General features: G+C 53.5%; 18 protein-coding genes. 7 read left to right on the top strand and 11 right to left on the bottom strand.

The annotated features are described in order from the left end of the window. Window positions 1-7: 7 nt before the first annotated feature. Window positions 8-646 (bottom strand): bifunctional 4-hydroxy-2-oxoglutarate aldolase/2-dehydro-3-deoxy-phosphogluconate aldolase, encoded by a 639-nt coding sequence (locus WH279_RS17795; protein WP_339457892.1) that lies wholly within the window; start codon window positions 644-646, stop codon window positions 8-10. Window positions 647-869: 223 nt separating this feature from the next. After that, entirely contained in the window at window positions 870-2,345 is a 1,476-nt protein-coding gene (gene zwf / locus WH279_RS17800; protein ID WP_339457893.1) for a glucose-6-phosphate dehydrogenase, read from the bottom strand. 386 nt (window positions 2,346-2,731) lie between these two features. On the opposite strand from zwf, the gene WH279_RS17805 reads away from it, so the two are divergent. The 4 genes from WH279_RS17805 (at window position 2,732) to WH279_RS17820 (ending at window position 9,367) form a co-directional block, all read left to right on the top strand. Continuing rightward, a complete protein-coding gene (locus WH279_RS17805) occupies window positions 2,732-3,604 on the top strand; it encodes a MurR/RpiR family transcriptional regulator (protein ID WP_339457894.1) in 873 nt (290 codons plus the stop codon). Window positions 3,605-4,214: 610 nt separating this feature from the next. Then, entirely contained in the window at window positions 4,215-6,158 is a 1,944-nt protein-coding gene (locus tag WH279_RS17810) for a methyl-accepting chemotaxis protein (RefSeq protein WP_339457895.1), read from the top strand. Window positions 6,159-6,460: 302 nt separating this feature from the next. Then, window positions 6,461-7,903, top strand: a complete 1,443-nt coding sequence (gene pyk / locus WH279_RS17815) for a pyruvate kinase (RefSeq protein WP_200642393.1) — start codon at window positions 6,461-6,463, stop codon at window positions 7,901-7,903. A gap of 237 nt (window positions 7,904-8,140) precedes the next feature. After that, entirely contained in the window at window positions 8,141-9,367 is a 1,227-nt protein-coding gene (locus WH279_RS17820; protein ID WP_339457896.1) for an MFS transporter, read from the top strand. A gap of 42 nt (window positions 9,368-9,409) precedes the next feature. Here WH279_RS17820 and lpxM read toward each other — a convergent pair whose 3' ends face one another. From lpxM to znuA, 3 genes are all read right to left on the bottom strand, one after another. Next, a complete protein-coding gene (gene lpxM, locus WH279_RS17825) occupies window positions 9,410-10,381 on the bottom strand; it encodes a lauroyl-Kdo(2)-lipid IV(A) myristoyltransferase (RefSeq protein WP_200642391.1) in 972 nt (323 codons plus the stop codon). Between the two features lie 135 nt (window positions 10,382-10,516). Continuing rightward, on the bottom strand, window positions 10,517-11,842 hold the full coding sequence (gene mepM, locus WH279_RS17830; protein WP_200642390.1) for a murein DD-endopeptidase MepM: 1,326 nt from the start codon (window positions 11,840-11,842) through the stop codon (window positions 10,517-10,519). Between the two features lie 12 nt (window positions 11,843-11,854). Further along, a complete protein-coding gene (gene znuA / locus WH279_RS17835) occupies window positions 11,855-12,814 on the bottom strand; it encodes a zinc ABC transporter substrate-binding protein ZnuA (protein WP_200642389.1) in 960 nt (319 codons plus the stop codon). Window positions 12,815-12,891: 77 nt separating this feature from the next. Between znuA and znuC the strand changes: the two genes are divergently transcribed. Continuing rightward, window positions 12,892-13,650 (top strand): zinc ABC transporter ATP-binding protein ZnuC, encoded by a 759-nt coding sequence (gene znuC, locus WH279_RS17840; RefSeq protein ID WP_339457897.1) that lies wholly within the window; start codon window positions 12,892-12,894, stop codon window positions 13,648-13,650. Next, on the top strand, window positions 13,643-14,428 hold the full coding sequence (gene znuB / locus WH279_RS17845) for a zinc ABC transporter permease subunit ZnuB (RefSeq protein ID WP_339457898.1): 786 nt from the start codon (window positions 13,643-13,645) through the stop codon (window positions 14,426-14,428). Before znuC ends, znuB begins: the two co-directional genes overlap by 8 nt. A gap of 36 nt (window positions 14,429-14,464) precedes the next feature. On the opposite strand, the gene ruvB is transcribed toward znuB, so the two are convergent. From ruvB to aspS, 6 genes are all read right to left on the bottom strand, one after another. Further along, the gene (gene ruvB, locus WH279_RS17850; RefSeq protein WP_339457899.1) at window positions 14,465-15,475 is read right to left on the bottom strand and encodes a Holliday junction branch migration DNA helicase RuvB; all 1,011 of its coding nucleotides are present in this window, start codon (window positions 15,473-15,475) and stop codon (window positions 14,465-14,467) included. Window positions 15,476-15,488: 13 nt separating this feature from the next. Continuing rightward, a complete protein-coding gene (gene ruvA / locus WH279_RS17855) occupies window positions 15,489-16,103 on the bottom strand; it encodes a Holliday junction branch migration protein RuvA (protein ID WP_133841784.1) in 615 nt (204 codons plus the stop codon). 96 nt (window positions 16,104-16,199) lie between these two features. Beyond that, window positions 16,200-16,721, bottom strand: coding sequence for a crossover junction endodeoxyribonuclease RuvC (ruvC, locus tag WH279_RS17860; RefSeq protein ID WP_133841783.1), 522 nt, complete (start codon window positions 16,719-16,721; stop codon window positions 16,200-16,202). A gap of 31 nt (window positions 16,722-16,752) precedes the next feature. Beyond that, entirely contained in the window at window positions 16,753-17,496 is a 744-nt protein-coding gene (locus WH279_RS17865; RefSeq protein ID WP_200642385.1) for a YebC/PmpR family DNA-binding transcriptional regulator, read from the bottom strand. A 186-nt stretch (window positions 17,497-17,682) separates the two neighbouring features. After that, complete coding sequence (gene nudB / locus WH279_RS17870) at window positions 17,683-18,117, bottom strand: dihydroneopterin triphosphate diphosphatase (protein WP_133841781.1); 435 nt, start codon at window positions 18,115-18,117, stop codon at window positions 17,683-17,685. After that, window positions 18,117-19,904, bottom strand: a complete 1,788-nt coding sequence (aspS, locus tag WH279_RS17875; protein ID WP_200642384.1) for an aspartate--tRNA ligase — start codon at window positions 19,902-19,904, stop codon at window positions 18,117-18,119. Before aspS ends, nudB begins: the two co-directional genes overlap by 1 nt. A gap of 311 nt (window positions 19,905-20,215) precedes the next feature. Between aspS and WH279_RS17880 the strand changes: the two genes are divergently transcribed. Next, entirely contained in the window at window positions 20,216-20,785 is a 570-nt protein-coding gene (locus tag WH279_RS17880) for a hydrolase (protein WP_200642383.1), read from the top strand. Window positions 20,786-20,798 lie beyond the last annotated feature (13 nt).

Genomic DNA, 20,798 nt, shown 5'->3' on the forward strand with positions numbered 1-20,798 from the left:
TGTGATTTTATCGCGCCCCGGCGACGGCTTCCTGCGCCAGGCGGGTAATACGGTCATAATCCCCCGCTTCCAGCGCATCTGCTGGCACCAGCCACGATCCGCCAATGCACAGCACACTTTTCAGCGCCAGATAGTCGCGGTAGTTAGCCGGCGAGATACCACCCGTTGGGCAGAAACGCACCTGAGGGAAAGGCCCGCCAATCGCCTGTAAGGCTTTCACGCCGCCGTTAGCTTCCGCCGGGAAGAATTTAAACTCACGCAGACCATAATCAAGACCGGTCATCAATTCAGACACGGTGCTGATACCTGGGATCAGCGGCACTGAACCGTCTACTGCCGCTCTGAGCAACGGCTCGGTCAGGCCCGGGCTGATGATAAACTGCGCGCCCGCATCAGTGACTTCTTTTAACTGCTGCGCGTTCAGGACGGTACCTGCCCCAACAATCGCTTCAGGCACTTCTCTCACCATGGCCCTCAGGGCATCCATCGCGCAGGGCGTGCGCAGCGTCACTTCCAGCACGCGCACCCCACCCGCCACCAACGCTTTCGCCATAGGAACAGCATGCTCGAGCTTGTTCACCACGATCACCGGCACAACCGGGCCCGTTTTCAGAATCTGTTCAGCGCTTATTTTCCAGTTACTCATCAACGACGTTCTCCTGTCTGGCCTGCCTTCCGTCCTGGTGGATCGTAGCAGGCAAAAGTGACGCTCGCGGCGTCAGGAAGTGATTGTGCGATCTACCATACAGGAGAAGCACCGCGAGCGTCTACGCGATCGTGGTGTTTTTAAAATGCAGGTTCATTTTTTATGAAGCCGTATTTTGCCCATAAAAAAGCCCGCCGAAGCGGGCTTGACCTGTCAGGACAGATTACTCGAATTCATTCCACGAGCGGCCATCACGGGTGATCATGGCCACGGAAGCCACAGGCCCCCATGTTCCCGCCTGATAAGGCTTAGGTGCTTCATTATCGGAAGACCAGGCATCCATAATGGAGTCAACCCATTTCCAGGCTTCCTCAACTTCGTCACGACGCACGAACAGGGCCTGGATACCGCGCATGGTTTCCAGCAGCAGGCGCTCATAGGCATCCGCCAGATGCGACTGGTTGAAGGTTTCTGAGAAGCTCAGATCCAGTTTGGTGGTTTGCAGGTTATGTTTGTGATCCAGCCCTGGCACTTTGTTCAGGATCTGAATATCCATGCCTTCATCCGGCTGCAGACGAATGGTCAGTTTGTTCTGAGGCAGTTCCTGCCAGGTGTCTTTAAACAGGTTCAGTGCCGGGTTTTTGAAATACACCACCACTTCGGAACACTTGGTAGGCAGACGCTTGCCGGTACGCAGATAGAACGGAACCCCTGCCCAGCGCCAGTCGTCGATATCCACGCGGATAGAAACAAAGCTCTCGGTGGTGCTGGATTTGTTGGCTCCCTCTTCTTCCAGATAGCCAGGGACTTTTTTGCCCTGGACAAAACCGGAGGTGTACTGACCGCGTACGGTTTTCTCGCGTACGTTGGTGTGATCAATGCGACGCAGGGAGCGCAGTACTTTCACTTTTTCGTCACGAATACGATCCGCAGAGAGATCGGCTGGCGGCGACATGGCCACCATGGTCAGCACCTGCAACAGGTGGTTCTGGATCATATCGCGCATCTGGCCCGCTTTATCGAAGTAACCCCAGCGACCTTCGATACCCACTTCTTCCGCCACGGTGATCTGCACGTGATCGATGGTACGGTTATCCCAGTTAGAGGCAAACAGGGAGTTAGCAAAACGCAGCGCCAGCAGGTTGAGCACCGTCTCTTTACCGAGATAGTGGTCAATACGGAACACCTGGTTCTCTTCGAAGTATTCGCCCACCTGGTCGTTGATCTCGCGTGATGTCTCCAGAGACGTACCCAGTGGTTTTTCCATCACAACGCGTGCAGGTTGCGCATTAAGCTTCGCTTCACCCAGCCCTTTACAGATGGCTCCGAAGGTGCTTGGCGGCATCGCGAAGTAGTTAATGGTGACGCGTTTTTTCTGGTCGAGCATTTTTCCCAGACGAGGGAAATGGCTACGGTCATCAACATCCAGGTTGCAGAAATCAAGTCGACTGCTGAGTTTATCCCACAGCGCTTCGTCGATCTTCTCCTTCATAAAGGTTTCCAGTGCCTCACGCACCACCTTGGTATAAGCAGCCTTATCCCATTCCGCACGGCCAACACCGATAATGCGTGAATCTTCATGGATCTGACCGGCTTTTTCCAGTTGATACAGAGAGGGCAACAGTTTCCGGCGCGCAAGATCGCCTTTGGCACCGAAAATTACCAGATCGCATGCCTGGGCTGTTTGTGTAACCGCCATTTCATTCTCCTCGTTGCAGGATTAGCCTGTCCCTGAGATTCCGTAGTCGGACAGACTCTTATTGTCATTTTGTTTCAATACAATGTACTGCTTTTGCCTGCTCCGCGTAAACCAGGGGAGGCCACTGCGGCACAATGTATTCAATCAATGCTTAATTTAGTGGCAACCGTCTAAGGGCTACCATCAGATTGTGCGTAATTTTTCGTCATTTTTGTTACTGTTCTTACCATTCTGAAAATCAGACACAGCTCAAACTCTGGCAAAAAATGTAAATTAATGTCGTTATGCTACTGCCACCGAGGCTGTAGCGCATTGTATATTCTCTACAAAATGACATCGATTTCTCCTTTGATTGAAATCGTCAGAATGTATGAACAGGTAGCACTATGAATATGCTGGAAAAAATTCAATCACAGCTGGAAAATCTGAGCAAATCAGAGCGTAAAGTCGCCGAAGTTATTCTCGATTCTCCCACCACTGCCATGCATTCGAGCATTGCCCTGCTGGCTCGCGCGGCGGGCGTGAGCGAACCCACAGTGAATCGCTTTTGCCACCGGCTGAAAACCAAAGGTTTCCCTGACTTCAAATTGCAGCTGGCACAAAGCCTGGCCAGCGGAACGCCCTATGTCAGCCGTAACGTTGAACAGGACGACAGCGTCGAGTCTTATTCGGGGAAAATTTTCGAGTCCGCGATGGCCGGGCTGGATCGGGTGAAACAAAGTCTGGATGTCGGTGCCGTTAACCGTGCCGTCGATCTGCTGACACAGTCAAAGAAAATTGCCTTCTTCGGTCTGGGGGCTTCTGCTGCCGTAGCGCACGATGCAATGAATAAATTTTTTCGCTTCAATGTGCCGGTCATCTATTCCGATGACATTGTGATGCAGCGCATGAGCTGCATGAACAGCGGTGAAGGCGATGTGATGGTGCTGATTTCTCATACCGGCCGCACCAAAAATATGGTTGAGCTGGCGATGATGGCGCGGGAAAACGATGCCACGGTGCTGGCCATCACCTCACCTGGATCACCGCTGGCGCGCGAAGCCACGCTCGCCCTGACGCTGGATGTTCCAGAGGATACCGATATTTATATGCCGATGGTTTCACGCCTGGCGCAATTAACGCTGATTGATGTGCTGGCCACCGGATTCACCCTGCGGCGCGGAGCAAAATTCCGCGATAATCTCAAACGGGTCAAAGAGGCGCTCAGAGAATCACGATTCGACAAAGACAGCCCTGATCCTGTGCTGAAACCTCATTAAGAGAACCCTTTTTCTACCGGCAATGCGTGAGGGAAATTCATTTGCCCCACGCTGGCTGATAGGAAGAAAACCTTACCGCCAAGATTAAATCACCAAGGCACATTGATACTGCCGCTGCGTCGATGCATTCCCTGCCCCCGGCGCGTTAAAAGCAGATAATGGCTTACTCATTTCATTGAATAATAAGATACACATCTCAAAAAAGCCCTTATCGGCAATATCTCCCTAAACTTTAACCTTTTTTTACAATCATAAGAAATACCTATGACCGGATAAAGCAACACCGGTGGTTTAAACAGCAAAATTAAAAAATAACGATAAAAATCAACTTGCTAATAATTAACTGGATTCAGAAATTACGTTAATAAATATCATCTATTTACCTCGTGGACAATCACGAATCCCTACCTATAATTCATAAAAATTAATCGACCAATTGGTAAAAAACAACTTATTGCCCGTCATGGCATGAAAATGCTTTTAAAAAATTCAGTTTATTCATTTTCGTTAATCACTACATTCTGGCTCTGAAAAAAAAATACAAACTGAGCGCAACGTATTAACAGCACACTTTGAGTACAAAATTTCACCTGCGGAAACTAAATACAAAATGAAAAAGATACTGAATAATATCAATCTACCTGCAAAATTTATGCTCCTTGCTTTCTTTGCACTGATACTTTTTGCGGTCCCTACCGCCTTGTTTATTGATGAGGGAAATCAGCAGATCGGTGCAAAAGAGTTAGAACTACAGGGCATCCCCGTTGAAAAACAGATGCTGGTATTGCTGAATCTTATGCAGCGCCATCGTGCAGAATCCGCTATCGCTATCGCTCAAAACACGCCCGACGCACCGGCACGGCTGGCGTTAAAAGAGCAGATTAACGTCTTAAGCGATGCCATTCAGGCCACGCTGCGCAGCTCTGCCAGCGAAAGTGCTGCCCTGCAAAGTTTTAGCCGGCTGACCGGCCTTTGGCGTCAATTACAAAATGATATTGATAACCGAAATTTAACCCTGGCAACCAGTTTAACGCATCATGCCCAACTGATACGTACATTGCTGGATACCAATATGCAGGTCGTCGATTTCTACGGATTATCGCTGGATCCAGATTTAAATACGTATCAGTTTATCATCAGCACCTTTAACCGGTTGCCGGAATTGACTGAAACACTCGGACAGATCCGTGCCCGGGGGACCTCATTACTGGCAAGTAAGGAAGGTATTAATGACAGCGACTATGCCCGCATGGAATTTCAGATATTGAATGGCAGAAATGCCCTGCGACTTTATAATGACAATCTGCTGAAATCATTCGAGACCGATCATTTTTTGCGCACAAAATTCAGTACTCGCACGAGCAATGCTTTTAAACAAACCGATGAAGCATTGAAAATGGCAGAAGCTGTCTTTGTTAATCGTAGTCTGAATAATCTCAAACCGACCGAATTTGTTGCTGTTTTCACCAATGCGATCAATCAGTACTCTACCTTCGCGAATGAAGCGGCGGATGAATTAGATAACATGCTGTCTGCGCAGATTAGTGAGCATAGATATAATCAATATGAACTGTTAGGCGTACTGGCCACGATTATGCTTATTGTTGTGACTCTGGCGGTTTATATCATCCGTTCTATCACTGACCCGCTGCGTGATGTGGCGCACGTTGCCAGAGAGGTTGCCTCGGGTAATTTGACGTCTCAGGTTCAGGTTAACGGCACCAATGAAATGGCGGCGCTAATTAACTCCTTAATGCAAATGCGTCACCGCCTCTCGGAACTGGTTGCTGATATAAAAAATAATGCGACAACCATCGCCACCTCTTCTGAAGAGATCGCTCAGGGAAATGGCGATCTCTCTGCACGCACAGAAGAACAGGCCGCCTCTCTCGCTCAAACCGCTGCCAGTATGGAACAGCTTTCATCGATTATTTTGCAGAATGCGGATAACACTCGCCACGCTGCCGGCATGGCCAGTTCAGCAACCGATGCTGCGCTGCTGGGTGGGGATGCCATGGAGTCCGTTCTGGAATCGATGCAAAAGATCAGCACCAGTGCCGGTCAGATTGAAGAAATTATCCGTGTGATCGACAGTATCGCGTTTCAGACCAACATACTGGCCCTGAATGCCGCCGTTGAGGCCGCGCGTGCGGGTGAACATGGAAAAGGGTTTGCGGTTGTGGCGGCCGAAGTCAGAGCACTGGCTCAGCGTTCCGCCAGCGCGGCTAAAGAGGTCAAGCAGTTGATTACTCATTCGGTTGAAAATGCCCGTCAGGGTATTTCTATGGCGCAGGATGCAGGGGACAAAGTGAAGCAAAGTGTGGCAGCGATTGAGCAGACGGCCCAACTGGTCAACGACATCGCCTCCTCCTCACAGGAACAGAGTGCGGGTGTTGCGCAGATCAATATTGCAGTCAATCAGATGGATCAGGTCACCCAGCAGAATGCCGTTCTGGTTGAACAGTCGGCTTCGTCGGCGGACGAGCTTGCCGCGCGCGCGAATCAATTACGCGAGTTGGTGGCGGTGTTCCGCACCGAGGAGAATCGACTTTAGTCACTTCAACACTGTCGGGCGAAACGCTCTGTATCCTCGCCCGGCGTCAAGGTTATAGCAGGTTCCTGCACCCCCAAGGTTATTCTTAAGGTAATGTCTTACGATAGGAGTGACTTTGGCGGGTTGTGTCAGTATTGTATCAGTCGAGGCCTTCACAGTACGCCAGTCTTATTCGAATGCAGAAGAAGCCTGGTGTACGAGAATGAATAACTAAACCGTACATCTGAATAGATAATCATCTTTAGACCTCTTAAGTGAATACTCTACACATCACTTTCGGTCTCCCTAGCTAAGGAAACTCTATGTCTCGTCGTCTCAGAAGAACCAAGATTGTAACCACCTTGGGCCCCGCTACCGATCGCGATAATAACCTCGAAAAAGTCATCGCTGCCGGCGCCAACGTCGTTCGTCTTAACTTCTCACATGGCACGCCAGAAGATCACCAAATGCGCGCCGACAAAGTGCGCGAGATCGCCGCTAAACTGGGACGGCATGTCGCGATTCTTGGTGACCTCCAGGGGCCAAAGATCCGCGTTTCTACCTTTAAAGAAGGCAAAGTTTTCCTGAACATCGGGGAAAAATTCCTGCTGGATGCCAGCATGGGCAAAGGCGAAGGTGACAGAGAGAAAGTGGGGATTGATTATAAAGGTCTGCCTGCCGATGTGGTACCGGGCGATATCCTGCTGCTGGATGATGGCCGTGTACAGTTGAAGGTACTGGAAGTCCAGGGCATGAAAGTCTTCACCGAAGTGACCGTTGGTGGGCCACTGTCGAACAATAAAGGCATCAACAAACTTGGTGGTGGCCTGTCAGCAGAAGCGCTTACGGAAAAGGACAAGGCCGATATCCTGACCGCCGCCAAAATTGGCGTCGACTACCTGGCCGTGTCTTTCCCGCGCTGTGGTGAAGATCTCAACTATGCACGTCGTCTGGCGCGTGAAGCCGGCTGTGATGCAAAAATCGTCTCCAAAGTGGAACGTGCCGAAGCCGTGGCAAGCCAGGAAGCGATGGATGACATCATTCTTGCCTCCGATGTGGTGATGGTGGCCAGGGGCGACCTGGGCGTTGAGATTGGTGATCCGGAGCTGGTCGGTATTCAGAAGGCCCTGATCCGTCGTGCTCGCCAGTTAAATCGTTCTGTGATCACTGCCACCCAGATGATGGAATCGATGATCACCAACCCGATGCCGACGCGTGCAGAGGTCATGGACGTGGCCAACGCCGTGCTCGACGGCACCGATGCCGTTATGCTGTCTGCGGAAACGGCAGCAGGTCAGTACCCGGCAGAAACCGTTTCAGCGATGGCGAAAGTCTGCCTGGGTGCAGAGAAGATCCCAAGCATTAACGTCTCCAAACACCGTCTTGATGTGCAGTTCGACAATATCGAAGAAGCCATTGCGATGTCGGCAATGTACGCCGCAAACCATCTGCAGGGCGTCACGGCCATTATCACCATGACCGAGTCGGGCCGTACTGCGCTGATGACCTCACGTATCACCTCGGGTCTGCCAATTTTCGCGATGTCGCGTCATGAGCGTACGCTGAATCTGACCGCGCTGTATCGTGGCGTCACCCCGGTCTTCTTCGACAGCAATAATGATGGTGTTGCCGCTGCACATGATGCGATAAACCTGCTGCGTGAAAAAGGCTTCCTGATGTCAGGGGACCTCGTTATTGTTACCCAGGGCGATGTGATGAGCACCACCGGAACCACCAATACCAGCCGTGTGCTGCGCGTTGAGTAATCCCGCCTGACCTTATTGGGCCGCAAGGCCCAATAGCTTTCACCCTCACTTCGTTCTCGCCTTAGACTCACTCTGCAAAACGTATTACCCCTCTGCTCTCCATCACCTTATGTCGTTCAAGGGCCAGCGACCTCACCTTGATATTTATGCATTGTGATCGGGCGAGAATACGTTATGTTAGCGCGGTTCCAAACGCTGACATGCTGCTGCATGAAACACCCCCTGGAGGGAGCCAGAATGGCGTCATTTGTTCCACTGTCGAGCCTGACCCGCCGACACCTGATATTCCCGTTGTCATTAGTCCTCTTCGAGTTTGCGACGTATATCGCCCATGACATGATCCAGCCTGGGATGCTGCTGGTGACTCAGGAATTTAACGTCGGACCAGAGTGGGTATCCGCCTCTCTGACCGCCTATCTGATTGGCGGCATTGTGCTGCAGTGGTTGCTGGGCCCCCTGTCGGACAAGCTGGGTCGTCGCCCGGTGATGCTCGCCGGTGTCGCCTTCTTTATGCTGACCTGTATGGCGACCCATTGGGTGCAAAGTATTGAGCAATTTATCCTGCTGCGTTTCCTGCAAGGTATCAGCCTGTGCTTCATTGGCGCCGTGGGTTATGCCGCAATACAGGAAGCCTTCGATGAAGCCCTTAGCGTGCGTATGATGGCGTTAATGGCCAACGTTGCACTGCTGGCTCCGCTCGCGGGCCCGCTGGCCGGGGCTGCATTTCTGGAAATCGGTGACTGGCGGACCATGTTCTGGCTGTTTGGAGGCGTCACGGCCATTGCCCTGCTGGGCCTGTGGCGTACCATGCCGGACACGGCCGGTGACCCGCAAATGTCGCTGTCCCTGCCCTCTCTCGGCAAAGGGTATCTGGCCCTGCTGAAAGACCGTCAGGTGATGAGTGGTTCACTGGCAATCGGCCTGGTGACGATCCCGTGCCTGGCCTGGGTGGCGCTGTCGCCCGTGATCCTGATCCACGATGAGGGGCTGACACGGCTGGATTACGCACTGTTGCAGCTTCCCGTGTTCGTCGCCATGATTGCCGGGAACCTGACGCTGGGCAAACTTGCCTCTCGCGTGCCTATCGATCACCCCCTGCGTCTGGGAGCCTGGCCGATTTTACTGGGCCTTGGGGTGGCCGCGCTGGCCTCCGTGATCAACCAACACAGCTACCTGTGGCTGACGGCCGGACTCAGTCTCTACGGTTTTGGTACCGGACTGGTGAACGCGGGTCTGTACCGTCTGACACTGTTTTCCAGTCAGGCAGGCAAAGGTAGTGTCGCCGCGATGCTCGGCATGGTGAGTATTCTGGTGTTTGCATTGGGGATAGAGCTGGCAAAGTTTGCTTACTTTAGCGATGGGGCCCGCGCTTTCAGCCTGGCGAATCTGGCCTGCGGTCTGGTGTGGTTCGTATTAGTACGGGCATTTCTGCGGGAATGGAAACGTCGATCCTCACTCAACTGATCAGTCAGGGGACAACACGTTGCGCGTTGTCCCCTGCCAGGATTACTTCTTTGGATAAAGTTCTTTGCGATCGTAAGGTTCTTTCTCACCCGGTTTGCGTGTTTTCAGCAACTTGAGTATCCAGGTGTACTGCTCAGGATGCGGACGCACAAAATCTTCCACTTCTTTATTCAACCGGCGCGCCTGTGAAGCATCATCGGAATCCGGCAGATCGTCCATTGGCGGACGCAGATAAATATCCAGACAATGGCGCTTGCTGTCATACACCGGGAAAAGCGGTACCACTTTCGCCCGGCAGACTTTCATCATACGCCCTACCGCGGGCAGCGTAGCTTTGTAAGTATCGAAGAAATCAACGAATTCACTCTGCTCTGCACCGTGATCCTGGTCCGGCAGATAATAACCCCAGTACCCCTGACGAATAGACAGGACAAACGGTTTGATGCCGTCGTTGCGCGCGTGCATACGGCCGCCAAAATGGCGTCGTACCCGGTTCCAGACGTAATCCATTACCGGATTGCTCTGGTTATGGAACATCGCCGCCATCGGCTGCCCTTCAGACGCCAGCACCATCGCAGGCAGGTCAACCGCCCAGGCGTGGGGTACCAGGAAAATGACATTCTGCCCGGAGCTCTGCAAATCATCGATAATCTCACGTCCGTGCCAGCGAATACGCTTCTTGGCGCTCTTCGGACGCAGGGCCAGTTCGGCCATCATCGCCATCGACTGTGGGGCAACGGCAAACATCTCGTTGATGATCGCTTCCCGTTCTTGTTCCGACTTATCGGTCATGCAGTACAACAGGTTAATCTGTGCACGACGACGCGCACTGCGGGCAAATTTCCCTGCCAGACGACCTAATGCACCCAGTAACGGGTCACGCAGACGCGGGGGTACCAGCGTCAGACTGGCAAACGCGCCAACACCCAGCCAGCTTCCCCAATAGCGTGGCAATAAGAAACTTTTGTTAAACGTGGGAATGAACTCAATTTGATTGTTTTTTCTGTTTTCCATGCACTGGCCTCGGACAATAACGGGCTTATGATAGTGCTGACAGGAGATTTTGCAAAGTTATTGCCGTGAATGCGCCTGTTTACGCTAAAAAAAAGCCGATGGCATCCACCATCGGCTTTTTTATGTGCAGCAATCTTACTTGAAGCGAAGTTGAGGCACGACTTCGCGAACTTTCGCCAGGTAATCACGACGGTCTTTACCGGTCAGCCCTTCCATACGCGGAAGTTTGGCCGTCAACGGGTTCACTGCCTGATTGTTGATCCAGATTTCAAAGTGCAGGTGCGGCCCCGTAGAACGCCCGGTGTTACCGGAAAGTGCGATGCGATCGCCACGTTTCACTTTCTGGCCCGGTTTCACCAGCAGCTTCTTCAGATGCATATAGCGCGTCATATACTGGCGTCCATGACGAACGGCAACATAATTTCCCGCCCCACCGCTGCGTTTGGCAACGATAACTTCACCATCACCGACTGCCAGCACTGGCGTGCCCACTGGCAGCGCAAAGTCCACACCTTTGTGTGGCGCGACACGCCCGGTCACCGGGTTTAAACGACGCGGATTAAAGCTCGATGACACGCGATACTGTTTCACGGTTGGGAAACGCATAAAGCCACGCGCCAGGCCGGAGCCGTTACGGTCATAGAACTTACCGTCTGCACCACGGATAGCGTAATAATCTTTGTCACCACTGTTCAGGCGCACGCCCGCCAGTTCGCTCTGCTCGCTTTTACCATTCAGCATTTCGCGTGACATCAGTACGGAGAACTTGTCACCATTACGCAGCTTGCGGAAATCCATCTGCCATTGCAGGGATTTAATTACCGCGCTGATCTCACTGCTGGAGAGCCCCGCTTTCCTGGCGCTGCTGACAAAGCTGCCGTTGACCACACCGCTTAATACGCTGTTCTGCCACTCCCCTTTTTGGATGGCAGAAGAGGGTTTGAAGCCGTCACCGGAGCGATCGTAAGTGCGCGTTTCACGACGGGACACTTCCCAGGTGATGCGCTGTAAATCCCCATTATCATTCAGCGACCATGAGAGCTGCTGTCCGACTTGCAGGTTGCGCAAATCTTTATCACTTTTCACCAGCATGCTGATTTCCGACATATCAATGCCGTACTGGTTTAATACGCTGCTGAGGGTATCGCCTGTTGAAACAACGTAATCGTGTGTGCCGCTTTCATCCGCTACATCTTCATCGATTTCATCTTTCGGGGCATCGTCAGCCGGGGACGGGGTATCCTGATCTATCGGCTCACTGGCTTCAGGAAGCAAGGTCCGTAGTTGATTTTTCTCAAGCTCGACGGTTTTAACAATCGGGCTTTCGTTGCTGGGATGATAAACGTAAGGCCGCCACAGCGTGACGGCCAGCGTAACAACAGTAAGCGACCCCAACATGATGCGGTGGGGCCGGGGTAAATTATTAAACGCCATGGCGACAGCGCGGGATATCTGCTGCACTTAAATGTTCCTCTATTCTCCTTTCAGGCAGCTCTCATACTGGCTGGACAACTGTGAGAGGAATGTCACATAGCTGTCTTTACCTGGGGTGATGTCCGTCCCGAGTGGATCCAGTGTGCCCGAACGCACGGTGGTCCCTCTGGCAACGGCCTCTATCACGGCTGGCCTGAATTGTGGTTCAGCAAAAACGCAGGCTGCTTTTTGCTCAACCAACTGTGTTCGTATTTGATGTAAACGCTGCGCGCCGGGTTGGATCTCAGGGTTGACGGTAAAATGACCTAATGGGGTCAGACCGAAGTGTTTTTCAAAGTAAGTGTAAGCATCATGAAAAACGAAATACCCTTTGCCTTTAACCGGGGCCAACTGCTTACTGATTTTCGCATCGGCTGACGCCAATTCTGCCTCAAAGTGCTGCAGGTTTGCGTCTAGTTTGTCCTTGCTTTGCGGCATAAGTTCCAACAATTTTCCATGGATTGCAATCGCCGTTTGCTTTGAGATCTCCGGAGACATCCACAGATGCATATTATACTCACCATGATGGTGGTGATCGTGGCTGTCAGCAGCCCCATGCGAGTGCCCCGCATGCGCGTCATGTTCTTCTTCTTCCTCGTCTTCACCGCCCTTCAACAGCAAGCCTTTAACGCCCGGGAGGGCACTCATCTCGATGTTCTTTTGCGCCGGTAAACTGGCGGCAGATTTGGTCATAAAGGCTTCCATTTCCGGGCCAACCCACACCACTAAATCCGCGCTTTTTAAGCGTTTAATGTCGGAAGGGCGCAGGGCATAATCATGCTCTGAGGCACCGTCTGGCAGCAAAATATTCACCGGCGTGACGCCATCAGCAATGGCTGCAGCGATAAATCCAACAGGTTTAACGGAGGCAACAACGTCTGCGTGGGCAGGAAGCGCTAGCGAAGCGGCAATACTCACGCCTGCAAGCATTGATAAGGCACGTGTTTTTTTGTGTAACATAATGATTCAATCCATCGTGAAGAGCTGATGGATTGTGATATTATAACATTCGAAAATTTCTGCAACCTGTAATCGACATGTCATCTTTGATCGCCCTTGAAAAAATTTCTGTGAGCTTTGGACAGCGCCGTGTCCTGTCCGATGTGTCACTTTCGCTGCAACCTGGCCGTATTCTGACCCTACTCGGGCCGAACGGGGCAGGTAAATCAACGCTGGTGCGTGTGGTGCTCGGGCTGATCGCCCCCACCTCCGGTACTCTGCTGCGCCCGGCGCAACTGCGTATTGGCTACGTGCCGCAAAAAATCCATCTTGATGTCACCCTGCCCCTCACCGTTGCGCGTTTTATGCGTCTGCGCCCCGGGGTAAAATCAGACGATATTCTGCCCGCGCTGAAACGCGTACAGGCGGCTCATCTGCTGGAATACCCGCTTCAAAAACTGTCCGGTGGTGAAATGCAACGCGTACTGCTGGCGCGTGCACTGCTCAACCAGCCGCAGTTACTGGTACTCGATGAACCCACGCAGGGCGTTGACGTCAACGGCCAGGTGGCGCTGTATGACCTGATCGACCAGCTGCGCCGCGAACTCAACTGTGGCGTACTGATGGTTTCTCACGACCTGCATCTGGTGATGGCGAAAACCGACGAGGTCTTGTGCCTCAATCACCATATCTGCTGTTCAGGTACGCCGGAAGCGGTGTCCAAACACCCTGAATTTATCTCGATGTTCGGCCAACGCGGTGCTGAACAGCTGGCGATTTATCGCCACCACCACAACCATCGTCACGATCTCCAGGGACGAATTATTCTGCGCAAAGGGACTGGCCGTCATGATTGAATTATTATTACCCGGCTGGTTAGCAGGCGTATTACTGGCGCTGGCAGCCGGGCCGCTGGGCTCATTTGTGGTGTGGCGTCGCATGTCCTATTTTGGCGACACGCTGGCACATGCCTCCCTGCTGGGCGTGGCTTTTGGCCTGCTGCTTAATGTCAGCCCGTTTTATGCGGTTATCGTGGTCACTCTGCTGCTGTCGCTGGTGCTGGTGTGGCTGGAACGTCGTCCGCATCTGGCGATTGATACCCTGCTGGGCATTATGGCGCACAGTGCGCTGTCGCTGGGCATGGTGGTGGTCAGCCTGATGTCTGATGTGCGTGTGGATCTGATGGCCTATCTGTTTGGTGACCTGCTGGCTGTGACACCCACGGATCTGTGGACGATTGTCGCAGGTGTAGCGGTGGTTCTGCTTCTGCTGGCATGGCAATGGCGTGCCCTGCTGTCAATCACCATCAGCCCGGAACTGGCTCAGGTGGATGGCGTAAACATTCAGCGGACCAAAATGATTCTGATGCTGATTACCGCGCTGACGATTGGGGTCGCGATGAAATTTGTCGGGGCATTGATTATCACCTCACTGCTGATAATCCCTGCCGCCACCGCACGCCGTTTTGCCCGCTCACCGGAGCAGATGGCGGCACTGGCGGTGGTCATTGGCATTCTGGCGGTGAGCATCGGTCTGACTTTTTCAGCCTTCTACGATACGCCAGCCGGCCCTTCTGTGGTGCTGGGTGCGGCGGTGATGTTTATGATGAGTATGGTGAAGAAAACGGCGGTGTAACCCGCCGTTTTTGCACGGGCGAGGTACGCCTCGCCCCTACTGTGAATCTGGTCGGTCGATGCCGAAGTGCTTGTAAGCATGCTGGGTGGCCATACGGCCACGCGGCGTGCGCTGAATAAAGCCCTGCTGGATCAGATACGGCTCCAGCACATCTTCAATGGTTTCGCGCTCTTCACCAATTGCCGCCGCCAGGTTATCCAGCCCGACCGGGCCACCCATAAATTTATCGATAATCGCCAGCAGCAGTTTGCGGTCCATATAGTCGAAACCTTCGGTATCCACACTCAGCATATCCAGTGCTTTTGACGTCACGTCACCGCTCATACTGCCGTTCGCTCGCACTTCCGCGAAGTCACGCACGCGGCGCAGCAGTCTGTTAGCGATACGCGGCGTACCGCGTGCACGACGGGCGATCTCCAGCGCACCATCATCACTCAATGGCAACCCGAGGCAGGACGCACTGCGGGCAACGATGTGCTGCAAGTCTTCTACCCGGTAAAACTCCAGACGCTGCACAATGCCGAAACGGTCACGCAACGGTGATGTCAGTGAGCCAGCGCGGGTAGTGGCGCCAATCAGGGTAAACGGCGGCAGATCGAGTTTAATCGAACGCGCACCCGGACCTTCACCGATCATGATATCCAGCTGATAATCTTCCATCGCCGGGTACAACACTTCTTCCACCACGGGCGACAGTCGATGGATCTCATCAATAAACAGGACGTCATGAGGTTCGAGGTTGGTCAGCATTGCCGCCAGATCGCCTGCTTTTTCCAGCACCGGGCCGGATGTCGTACGCAGGTTAACGCCCATCTCGTTAGCAACAATATTTGCCAGCGTTGTTTTTCCCAGGCCCGGCGGGCCAAAGATCAACAAATGGTCGAGCGCATCACCGCGATTCTTAGCGGCTTCGATGAAGATTTCCATCTGTTCACGCACCACCGGCTGACCAACATACTCTGCCAGCATTTTCGGGCGAATAGCGCGGTCGATAACTTCTTCTTCGGTGATGACCCCGGCGGAGACCAGGCGGTCGGCTTCAATCATGCTCTACCTCAAATCAAATAGCGGCGCGCAGGGCTTCGCGAATCAATGTTTCGCAGTCGGCGTTCGGTTTACCCACTTTGCTGACCATGCGGCTGGCTTCCTGAGGTTTATACCCCAGCGCCACCAGCGCAGAAACGGCTTCGCTTTCGGCATCGTTGGCGGCTTCTGTCGGCATTTCACTGGTCAGTGCAAACGGTGCATCGGTGGCAAACAGATCGCCGTGCATCCCTTTGAAGCGGTCTTTCATTTCCACCACTAAGCGCTCGGCGGTTTTCTTACCCACGCCTGGCAGTTTCACCAGCACAGCAATCTCTTCACGTTCAACGGCGGTGACGAACTGCTGCGCTGACATACCGGACAAAATAGCCAGTGCCAGCTTAGGCCCGATGCCGTTAACCTTGATCAGTTCACGGAACAGCGCCCGCTCTGGCTTGCTGTTAAAACCAAACAGCAGCTGCGCATCTTCGCGCACCACAAAGTGAGTAAAGATAATCGCTTCATGGTTGATATCGGGAAGCTCATAAAAACAGGTCATTGGCATTTGCACCTCATAACCCACACCGCTGGCTTCCAGTAACACCACGGGCGGCTGTTTTTCCAGGATAATGCCTCTCAGACGACCTATCACATTCGCTTCCTTCTGATAACGATTTAGAGGGGAGTTTATAGCATAAAAAAGGCTGGATGAATATCCAGCCTGTTGAGATTAGCGGGTCATTTGCTATTAACTCAGACGACCACGAGCAAGGTTAAGCTTGCCCTCACCGATACGATTGACGTTCTGGCTCAGATGACAATGGGTGATGGCAATCGCCAGCGCATCGGCGGCATCCGCCTGGGGGTTCGCTGGCAGCTTGAGCAAGGTACGTACCATATGCTGTACCTGGCTTTTCTCTGCACTACCGATGCCCACAACGGTCTGCTTCACCTGCCGCGCCGCATACTCAAACACGGGCAGATCCTGATTCACGGCGGCGACAATTGCTGCCCCGCGCGCCTGGCCCAGTTTCAGGGCTGAGTCGGCGTTCTTCGCCATAAAGACCTGCTCAATGGCGAAAAATTCCGGCTGGAACTGAGTAATAATTTCGCTGACACCCGCATAAATCAGCTTCAGGCGCGACGGCAGGTCAGCCACACTGGTGCGGATACATCCACTGCCCAGATACGTTAACTGCCGCCCCACCTGCCGAATCACACCGTAACCGGTGATGCGCGAACCGGGGTCGATCCCCAAAATAATAGCCATTACGCGCTCACCCGATGTGATGGACGGAGTGTCACAGGGTTTCCGCCACCTCGTCAGAAATTTCACCGTTATGGTAAACCTCCTGCACGTCGTCGCAGTCTTCCAGCATATCGATCAGACGCAGCAGTTTTGGTGCGGTCTCCACATCCATATCGGCTTTGGTCGAGGGGATCATGGTGACCTCGGCACTTTCTGCCTTCAGACCCGCCGCGTCCAGCGCGTCTTTAACGGCACCCAGGTTTTCCCATGCGGTGAACACGTCGATGGTGCCATCGTCCCAGGTCATCACATCGTCAGCACCGGCTTCCAGCGCCGCATCCATCACCTGGTCTTCTTCCAGGCCCGGTGCGAAGGTGATCACGCCTTTTTTGGTGAACAGGTAGGCCACAGAACCATCCGTCCCAAGGTTACCGCCGGTTTTGGTGAAGGCATGACGCACTTCTGACACGGTGCGATTACGGTTATCACTCAGGCACTCCACCATCACAGCGGTGCCGCCTGGGCCGTAACCTTCATAAATGATGGTTTCCATATTGCTGTCATCATCACCGCCCACGCCGCGTGCAATCGCACGGTTCATGGTGTCACGGGTCATGTTGTTTGACAGTGCTTTGTCCATCGCCGCGCGCAGACGCGGGTTGGAGTTAGCATCACCGCCGCCCAGTTTGGCAGCAGTCACCAGCTCACGAATGATTTTGGTGAAGATTTTACCGCGTTTGGAATCCTGAGCAGCCTTGCGGTGCTTGGTATTCGCCCATTTACTATGTCCCGCCATTTACACTGAGTCTCCAGATTGCCTATTGCACAGGCTATCTTGCTTGCTATTTTGCACCCGGGCAGTGCTCGCAATCCTCACATACATAAGTATGCTGCGGTTGCTCCGCGCTGGCCGTGCGCAAACTATCTGCGCCGATAACGCCTGGACATCAAGCTAAGTTCAAAAGATAAAAATTAAACAAAATTACAGTACGAATTCTTCAATTGCCTGGCGGTTACTCCAGGACTTAGTGAGCGCGGCGGCGGCCGGGGCATCCAGCCACTGAAAAGCCAGATGCTCGCTCAATGTGATGCTGCACTCCGCAGGGAGCATGAGGCTAAACCAGTGTTCCCGATTATGGGTGGTGCCCGGTGCGTAACGATGAAGAAAGTGCGTAAAGATTTCGAATTCTATATGACGCTGGCAGTCCACTAATGTGAGCTGCCCGGCGTTTATATCAATGCCAATCTCTTCCATCACTTCCCGCTGCGCGGTCTGCGCCAGGCTTTCGCCCGGCTCCTGGCTGCCGGTCACCGACTGCCAGAAATCCACATCATCGCGTCGCTGCAACATCAGCACCCGCCGGGTATCCTGGGCATAAATCACCACCAGAACCGACACCGGATGCTTATACGCCATCAGTTATTCTCTGACGGCTGATCTTTCACTTTCTTGACCACTTCAATGCCCAACTCGGCCAGTGAAGCCGGGTTAGCAAAGTTTGGCGCTTCGGTCATCAGACAGGCCGCAGCGGTGGTTTTCGGGAAGGCAATCACGTCACGAATGTTATCCGTGCCGGTCAGCAGCATCACCAGGCGATCAAGACCAAAGGCCAGACCCGCGTGCGGTGGCGTACCGTATTTCAGCGCGTCCAGCAGGAAGCCAAACTTCTCACGCTGTTCGTGTTCTTCAATACCCAGAATGCCGAACACCGTCTGCTGCATCTGACCGTTATGAATACGCACGGAGCCGCCACCCACTTCATAGCCATTGATGACCATATCGTAGGCGTTAGCAATCGCGGTTTCCGGTGCGTTCTTCAGTTCTTCCGGCGTCATCTCTTTCGGCGCGGTAAACGGATGGTGCATCGCGGTCAGACCGCCTTCGCCATCGTCTTCAAACATCGGGAAGTCCACCACCCACAGCGGCGCCCAGGAGGCCTCGTTGGTGATCTTAAGGTCACGACCCAGTTTCAGGCGCAGTGCACCCAGGGCATCGGCCACCACTTTCGCGCTGCCCGCACCGAAGAAGATCATATCGCCATCGGCCGCGCCGTTACGCGCCAGAATCTCTTCAACGATTTCTGCATTAAGGAATTTCGCTACCGGGCTGGTGATCCCTTCCAGGCCTTTAGCACGCTCGTTGACCTTGATGTAAGCCAGGCCCTTCGCGCCGTAGATTTCGATAAATTTGCCGTAGTCGTCAATCTGCTTACGGCTCAGCGTCGCGCCACCCGGCACACGCAGTGTCGCAACACGGCCTTTGGCATCGTTAGCCGGGCCAGCAAAGACGTTGAACTCAACGTTTTTCACCAGGTCTGCGACGTCAACCAGCTCCATTGGGTTACGCAGGTCTGGCTTATCGGAACCAAAACGACGCATCGCTTCGGCGAAGGTCATGGTCGGGAAGTCACCCAGTTCAACAGACTTCACATCAACCCACAGATTGCGCACCAGACGTTCCATGATTTCACGCACCTGAGCGGCGGTCATGAACGAGGTTTCTACGTCGATCTGGGTAAATTCAGGCTGACGGTCAGCACGCAGATCCTCGTCGCGGAAGCATTTGACGATCTGATAGTAACGGTCAAAACCGGACATCATCAGCAGCTGTTTGAACAGCTGTGGCGACTGTGGCAAGGCGTAGAATTTGCCTTTATGCACGCGGCTTGGCACCAGATAGTCACGGGCACCTTCCGGCGTGGCTTTGGTCAGCATCGGGGTTTCGATATCGAGGAAACCGTGCTCATCCATAAAGCGGCGCACAAAGCTGGTGATTTTCGCACGGGCTTTCAGGCGGTTCGCCATATCCGGGCGACGCAGGTCAAGGTAGCGATACTTCAGACGCGCTTCTTCGCTGTTCGCCATATTGGAGTCTAACGGCAGCGGCTCTGAGCGGTTGATGATGGTCAGGTCGGTGGCGAACACTTCGATCTCACCGGTGGCCATATCTTTATTTTTGTTCTTCTCATCACGCGGACGCACGGTGCCGGTGATCTGGATGCAGAACTCGTTACGCAGTTCAGACGCCAGATCGAAAGCCGCCTGACGGTCCGGATCGAAGAACACCTGCACGATGCCTTCACGGTCACGCATATCTATAAAGATCAGGCTGCCCAGATCGCGACGGCGATTAACCCAACCGCACAGTGTCACTTGCTGGCCTACATGAGACAGATTGATCTGCCCACAATACTCAGTACGCATAACGATATCCTTTTAACTTCAGCGCTGCTGCCGCAGCTTTATGATCACTATCCTGCTCTGAGGAGCGCTGCTGCCGCGAAAAATGGCTGCCATTATAATGGAAAATGGCTCACAGGATAAGTGCTGTCATCAGGGGAAAGTGGCAGAAAAACGCTGCGATGTGCTGCCACCGGACGCTGTGGTTAACAAAACATCATCACCACGACATAACCGCTAACAAATCTCAGCGCTTTACCGACATTATTTTCGTCGCCTCGTTTATCTGTTCCTTTGTATTCTCAATGGTTTTCCCCCTTACCCCGGAGAAACGCATGCTCAACCTCAATCCCCAGACCACCGCACTGGTGCTGATCGACTTACAGGAAGGCATTCTGCCTTTTGGCAAGGCACCACACGCGGCCAGTGATGTCGTGGCACGTGCCGCGAAACTGGCCGACCACTTTCGTGCACACAACGCACCGGTCGTGCTGGTACGTGTAGGCTGGTCAGCGGATTTTGCCGATGCACCAAAACAGCCTGTTGATGCCGCCCACGCCGGAGGCGCACTGCCGGATAACTGGTGGGTATACCCTGACACGCTGGGTGTTCAGGAGAGCGATCTGCACGTCATCAAACGCCAGTGGGGGGCATTCCACGGTACCGATCTGGAACTGCAACTGCGCCGTCGTGGCATTGACACCCTCGTGCTGGGCGGCATCGCCACCAACATTGGCGTTGAGTCCACCGCACGTAACGCCTGGGAGCTGGGTTTCAATCTGGTGATTGCCGAAGATATCTGTAGCACCGCCAGCACTGAGCAGCATCAGGCCAGCGTCGAGTGGATCTTCCCGCGTATTGCCCGCGTGCGTCAGTCAGATGACGTCATCGTCGCGCTGTCTTAACCTGCGCATGACC

Source organism: Erwinia sp. MYb375, from assembly GCF_037479175.1.
Classification (GTDB): domain Bacteria; phylum Pseudomonadota; class Gammaproteobacteria; order Enterobacterales; family Enterobacteriaceae; genus Erwinia; species Erwinia rhapontici.

Coding starts and splice junctions, on each gene's coding strand:
- WH279_RS17795 (WP_339457892.1), bottom strand. CDS start 646: ATGAGTAACTGGAAAATAAGCGCTGAACAGATTCTGAAAACGGGCCCG.
- zwf (WP_339457893.1), bottom strand. CDS start 2,345: ATGGCGGTTACACAAACAGCCCAGGCATGCGATCTGGTAATTTTCGGT.
- WH279_RS17805 (WP_339457894.1), top strand. CDS start 2,732: ATGAATATGCTGGAAAAAATTCAATCACAGCTGGAAAATCTGAGCAAA.
- WH279_RS17810 (WP_339457895.1), top strand. CDS start 4,215: ATGAAAAAGATACTGAATAATATCAATCTACCTGCAAAATTTATGCTC.
- pyk (WP_200642393.1), top strand. CDS start 6,461: ATGTCTCGTCGTCTCAGAAGAACCAAGATTGTAACCACCTTGGGCCCC.
- WH279_RS17820 (WP_339457896.1), top strand. CDS start 8,141: ATGGCGTCATTTGTTCCACTGTCGAGCCTGACCCGCCGACACCTGATA.
- lpxM (WP_200642391.1), bottom strand. CDS start 10,381: ATGGAAAACAGAAAAAACAATCAAATTGAGTTCATTCCCACGTTTAAC.
- znuA (WP_200642389.1), bottom strand. CDS start 12,814: ATGTTACACAAAAAAACACGTGCCTTATCAATGCTTGCAGGCGTGAGT.
- znuC (WP_339457897.1), top strand. CDS start 12,892: ATGTCATCTTTGATCGCCCTTGAAAAAATTTCTGTGAGCTTTGGACAG.
- znuB (WP_339457898.1), top strand. CDS start 13,643: ATGATTGAATTATTATTACCCGGCTGGTTAGCAGGCGTATTACTGGCG.
- ruvB (WP_339457899.1), bottom strand. CDS start 15,475: ATGATTGAAGCCGACCGCCTGGTCTCCGCCGGGGTCATCACCGAAGAA.
- ruvC (WP_133841783.1), bottom strand. CDS start 16,721: ATGGCTATTATTTTGGGGATCGACCCCGGTTCGCGCATCACCGGTTAC.
- WH279_RS17865 (WP_200642385.1), bottom strand. CDS start 17,496: ATGGCGGGACATAGTAAATGGGCGAATACCAAGCACCGCAAGGCTGCT.
- nudB (WP_133841781.1), bottom strand. CDS start 18,117: ATGGCGTATAAGCATCCGGTGTCGGTTCTGGTGGTGATTTATGCCCAG.
- aspS (WP_200642384.1), bottom strand. CDS start 19,904: ATGCGTACTGAGTATTGTGGGCAGATCAATCTGTCTCATGTAGGCCAG.
- WH279_RS17880 (WP_200642383.1), top strand. CDS start 20,216: ATGCTCAACCTCAATCCCCAGACCACCGCACTGGTGCTGATCGACTTA.